The organism is Pseudomonas sp. AFG_SD02_1510_Pfu_092 (assembly GCF_003331055.1).
In the GTDB taxonomy this organism is placed as follows: Bacteria; Pseudomonadota; Gammaproteobacteria; order Pseudomonadales; family Pseudomonadaceae; genus Aquipseudomonas.
Genome location: NZ_PUQD01000127.1, coordinates 1 through 1,184 on the forward strand (window position 1 = coordinate 1; position 1,184 = coordinate 1,184).

1 protein-coding gene is annotated in these 1,184 nt (G+C 52.4%); it reads left to right on the forward strand.

Annotated features, from left to right (window positions below):
• Window positions 1-210 precede the first annotated feature (210 nt).
• Complete coding sequence (locus C6A77_RS25120; RefSeq protein WP_114172031.1) at window positions 211-1,164, forward strand: transposase; 954 nt, start codon at window positions 211-213, stop codon at window positions 1,162-1,164.
• Window positions 1,165-1,184 lie beyond the last annotated feature (20 nt).

Consider the following 1,184-nt stretch of genomic DNA (forward strand, 5'->3'; position numbering starts at 1 on the left):
CCCGCTTGTATGGTTAGACTTGAAGGGGTGGTGGGACTAAATGCCCGATTCTGACTGTTCGCAGCAGTACAGACTGTGGGAGACATCGCCCCACCCCTTCCACCAAAGCGCCGATAAAGAATGCATCGTTTGCAAGCGACGATAGAAGCAAGCCAGCGCCTCTTGGTGAAACCCCTTCAAGCCGAAAAACCATAACGTGAGGAGCCGCCCATGGCAATGCAGGTAGGTAAGTTAATCGTGGGTGCGGATGTCGCGAAAGCTGAGCTGGTTATCCACCACGATGATCGCGATGAAATTATCAGACTGAAAAACTCCAAACTCGAAATCAAACGCTGGCTGAAACAGCAGCCCCTCAACACTGCAATTGCTGTTGAGGCGACCAATGTTTATCACCTGGACTTGGTTGAGCTGGCCCATGGCCTAGGCTTCGATGTTTATGTCATTGATGGTTTCCAGCTGAGCAACTACCGCAAAAGCGTTGGAGGGCGGGTTAAAACTGACCCTTCCGATGCTCGATTACTGTCCCGTTTTCTGAAAAATGAAGGCGAGGACCTTCGCCCCTGGAGTCCTCCTCCCCCGGTCTACGGCAAGCTTCAGAGCCTCCTGCGACGTAGAGCTGCCTTGGTGACTGCACGCACTGCAATGACTCAAAGCTGGGCTAACGAGACCCTATTGAAAGCTGCCTTCGAAACCTTAGTGAAATCGATAGATCAGCTGGACAAGTTGATCCAAAAGAAGATCAAAGATGTGCTGCGAGAAGCTGGGCTGCAGGAGCAAGTTGCTCGCTGTCAGGCAGTAGAGGGTATTGGTTTTCTCACCGCCGCAGCATTGGTGATGGCTTTTATGAGGGGCGAATTCAAAAGCAGCGACTCGTACATCGCCTTTCTGGGAATGGATTTACGGGTTAGTGATTCCGGACAGAAGAATGGACGCCGCCGCCTCACCAAGCGAGGCTGCTCAGAAATTCGCCGCCTATTGCATAACGCTGCTATGGCAGCCAGCAAATCAGCCGCTTGGAAAGGGCTTTACGAACAGCACCGGAACTCTGGTAAAGCAACAACCCAGGCTCTGGTAATCCTGGCAAGAAAGCTCGCGCGGGTGGCATTCGCCCTGATGAAAAATCAGGACGAATACGTCACCAAAGGCGGGAAACTGGCTTGCTGAAAACCATAGAATCTCCCACA

Excerpts from the sequence above, each read along its gene's own strand:
- C6A77_RS25120 (WP_114172031.1), top strand. The coding sequence starts at position 211 with ATGGCAATGCAGGTAGGTAAGTTAATCGTGGGTGCGGATGTCGCGAAA.